The organism is Caballeronia sp. GAFFF2 (assembly GCF_023631485.1).
Classification (GTDB): domain Bacteria; phylum Pseudomonadota; class Gammaproteobacteria; order Burkholderiales; family Burkholderiaceae; genus Caballeronia.
Genome location: NZ_JALQDA010000069.1, coordinates 1 through 3,477 on the forward strand (window position 1 = coordinate 1; position 3,477 = coordinate 3,477).

Below are 3,477 nucleotides of genomic sequence, written 5' to 3' on the forward strand. Positions count from 1 at the left end.
AAGAACGCTTTGACGTGGGAAAGGATTGCCGCGTGCTCGTGATTGCCTGCGCCGCCTCGGTTCTCTAGCCATGCTCGAAAACACGTGGCTGCGGCTGCGAGTGTTTCACCGGGCTGCCATCCAGTGATTCCTCGTTCCGTTGCGTACTCGCCTGCCAGTCCGATTAGGGCGAGCCGCTGACAGACGCGATGTGCCTGACCGTTGGCGCCAGCCGGTAGATGCTCGGCAAGGAACTTCGCGGTCTCCTGACGCAAGTATTGTGCGATCACATTCGTCTCCTTCGCGATCGCGTTAAGCATTTCGATTGCGGCGACGCCATAGCTGCGCGTGCAGCCCTCGTTGATTAGCGCGGAGAGTTGTGCACCGCCGGCTTGCCCATGCAGCGTTTCGAAGAGACCGAAGCTCTGACCTGCATCGGCGGGAATCTCGACAAGGCGCACTTCCTGACCGGCCTTGGCCTTCTTTCCCCCGGCTTGCATGTGTTGTGCGAGACCGATTTCACCGGCCGACAGGAACAGCAATCGCCAAGATTGTCGTGCGCGCGCCGATCCGGTTCGTCCCGCACGCGCTTTTCCCGTGCCGTTCGCCAGCATGTAGGCGATTTCGCCTGCCTCACGAGGATCGACTTGCGCGAGTTCGTCGAGCACCAATAACGTATCGTTGTGAAGTGCGGCAAGACCCTCGAGGCCATTTGACGTCGCCCGCCAGCGCTGCATGTAGTCCGGACCACCATAGACACTGCATGCAGCGCGAAGCGCCGTTGTCTTGCCTGTCGACGAGTCGCCGACGATGTTCAGGCCGCCCGACTCTTGTCCTGAGTACGCCAGCATCATGCCGGCGAACGCGGTGGACACCGCAACGAGCATGCGGGAGTTGCCCGAGCAGTAGGCGGCAACATCGCGCTTCCAGTCCTCCAGCGTGCCTGCTTGGGAATACGTGCGCATCACGACTTCCGATTGGAAGATCACGCGCTCGTCTGACTCGCCGATCGTCCGGTCCGGAAACACGAAAGCGCCGTTGTGCCAGCCGGTGCGGGTAACGCATCGTCCACGTGCTTTTGGTTTGGCGGTCGTCACGTATTCCGTCAGCTTGTTGCGCGCGCGGAAGCTTGGGGCGATGTCCAGCCCCAACCGAGCGAGCTCGCCGCGCATGTCCGCGCCATCCGAACGCAACATCTCCATCGGCATCGCCCAGACATGGGGATGGTCGTCAGCGTCTTTCCATTCCAGCAGCCGGCCCCAGTTCTCCGAGGCGCGATCGCGCACGAGCGCACGAACGTGAAGCGGCGAGCAAATCCAGTGCGGCATACCGTCATCGTCTTTATAAAACACACCTTCCTTGCTCACGGTGAAACCGCGCGGCACACAACCCTTGTCGGGTAAATTCGCAGTATCGGGCTTCGGTGCCTTTTCAATTTGTGCGGCGACCGCGGCCGCGCCAAAACGTGTGTGCATGTCGTTGAAATCGGTCTCGTCTTGACTGCGCTTATCGCCAAATTCAGGCAGCGCCACACTGCCAGCGACGGCGCGCGCCGCTTCGACCGCCTTCTGTTGCCCGTTTCCAAGGTCAGCAAGCACCGTGATATCGGCATCGGGATAAGCGCCTCGCATCGCCTCAGCAACCTTCGTGAGGTTGCCGGCCGAGAGCGCAGCCACCGTCGCCTGACCAGTGCATTGCTGTGCTGATAGCGCTGTCGCAACACCTTCTGCGATGAGAATGCGTCGACAGTTCGACGGCGGTACGGACGCAAACCAACAGCCGCCTGCCTTCTCGCCGTTCGCCAAGGCGGACTTGCGCCCTGACTCGTCGATCATCTCGACGGTGGCGACCGCGCCCTTGATCATCACCGGCGCGATAAGGATTCGCCCCTCGAGCTGTACGCCGCCGGACTGCGGGTGATAACCGATCAGCGTCTTAATCTTTTGCACGTCGAGCTCACGGAGGGTGTCAATCGCCGCAACATCTTTGCGCATCAGGTAAGGGTGGTCGTCACGTGCCCGTTGAGATCTCTCGACGATGGCGCGCGCAAGAGTAGCCGCGTGTTTGCGATCCTTCGCTCGTCTTTGTTCCTCCTTTTGTACGCGAGCGTCTCGCTCAGTCCGACGGCGTTCGACTTCCGCCGGATCAACGACGATGGCTGGCTTCGAGCGCGGGTTGTAGCCGTACTTCTTCGCGATCGCAAACAAGGTGGCAATCGTGATGCCGCCGTCAGGACGGATCGAGCGCCACGTGTCGCGAGTGTCCGCCGCAACATAATTCGCGCTACCCTGACTCCAAGTATCGAAGGTCTCGAAACCGCCGTCACCTTCCTCGTGCTTGATCGCAGCGGCGACACGAAACCAAACGTCACGGTCAACGTCTGGTGGGATGAACGAAAGCGCCGTGAGAATCCGCTGGTGAATGTCAAAGACGGTACTCATTGCTGACCTCCCGCAATTACACCGACCCTTGCGATCACCCGCGCGAAGGCAAGGTTGTCGCCAATCGCCGCGGTCGCTTGTCGTGCAAGCTTGCCCACGCGCGGCGAACGATCGCCCTTGGCCATCAGCGTTTCAAGCAGATCTGTGCGTCGAAAGCCGTTCTCGGCGGCCGCCGCGAAGACCACATCGAGCACGCGGCGTGCGAACTGGCGCACGTCGTCATCGACCTTCTTCGCGTGAAACACAAGAAAGCCGCACATGAGAACGCATTCGGTCGGGCTCGCGTATTTGCCTTCGGCGATGGGAATGCCTAGTTCGTAGTTTTCGTTCATACAGCCTCCCGTGACGCCAGCGTCAGGCCTTGAATAACCTGCGGCAGCAGTTCCGGACGCATCATCAGCCCCTTTTGCGTTGGCACAAACTCGCCCGCGCCATTGACCACCAAAAGTCGAATGTCAACGTACTCGCGGCCCTTGTACCAACGTTGTGAGATGCGGATTCGCTGCGTGGCGCTCTTTTGGATGTCAAGCACGACTCGCTCACCATTGGTCACGTTCATATGCCCTCCTGTGAGGAGTACTCATCGGTACGACCACGACAAGAACGTTCAACTTTGAGACGATCAATTAGCCGCTGTCGCAAGCACCAGTTCGATTGATGTGCAATCGCCGCCATCTGACTGATTAGCTCGAGGTCGCCGGCGATGCAATACAGAACAGTCGACTGGTCGTTGTCTTGAAGCGCGCCTGACCGAGGCATCTTATTGCCGATGTCCCGGTCGCTATCAATCAGTGAACCAATGCCCTGAGCGAGCGCGGCTAAAGAGAACGCCATGCTAGGGATCGCGCTCACGGAGTCCGCAAGGTATTGCAGTTCGCTATCCGATGCATGCGCGATGTCGAAATGCTCGAAGAGTAAGTTGAGTAGGCCGGCTGCCGACGTGGCTTGCGCAGCATCAGCACGAGCCGCTGTCTTCATGGTGACGTTAGTCATGACGCACCTCGGCGCGGGCGAGTTCAGCGAGATGCAGCAACGCTTCGGCGCAGCAGTCGAGCGC

The 3,477-nt window shown here is 60.1% G+C and carries 4 protein-coding genes; all 4 read right to left on the reverse strand.

The genetic code is table 11. The annotated features are described in order from the left end of the window. On the reverse strand, positions 1-2,420 hold a 2,420-nt coding region (locus tag NCT04_RS34025; protein WP_250470227.1), incomplete at its 3' end, for a DUF927 domain-containing protein. Continuing rightward, positions 2,417-2,752 (reverse strand): hypothetical protein, encoded by a 336-nt coding sequence (locus tag NCT04_RS34030; protein ID WP_250470228.1) that lies wholly within the window; start codon positions 2,750-2,752, stop codon positions 2,417-2,419. The genes NCT04_RS34025 and NCT04_RS34030, both read right to left, overlap by 4 nt. Beyond that, a complete protein-coding gene (locus tag NCT04_RS34035) occupies positions 2,749-2,979 on the reverse strand; it encodes a transcriptional coactivator p15/PC4 family protein (protein WP_250470229.1) in 231 nt (76 codons plus the stop codon). The genes NCT04_RS34030 and NCT04_RS34035 overlap by 4 nt, the downstream gene beginning before the upstream one ends. Further along, positions 2,976-3,477: hypothetical protein (locus tag NCT04_RS34040; RefSeq protein WP_250470231.1), on the reverse strand; the 502-nt coding region annotated here is incomplete at its 5' end. The genes NCT04_RS34035 and NCT04_RS34040, both read right to left, overlap by 4 nt.

What these genes read in the sequence shown, in the direction of transcription:
- NCT04_RS34030 (WP_250470228.1), bottom strand. Translation starts at nt 2,752, where the DNA reads ATGAACGAAAACTACGAACTAGGCATTCCCATCGCCGAAGGCAAATAC.
- NCT04_RS34035 (WP_250470229.1), bottom strand. Translation starts at nt 2,979, where the DNA reads ATGAACGTGACCAATGGTGAGCGAGTCGTGCTTGACATCCAAAAGAGC.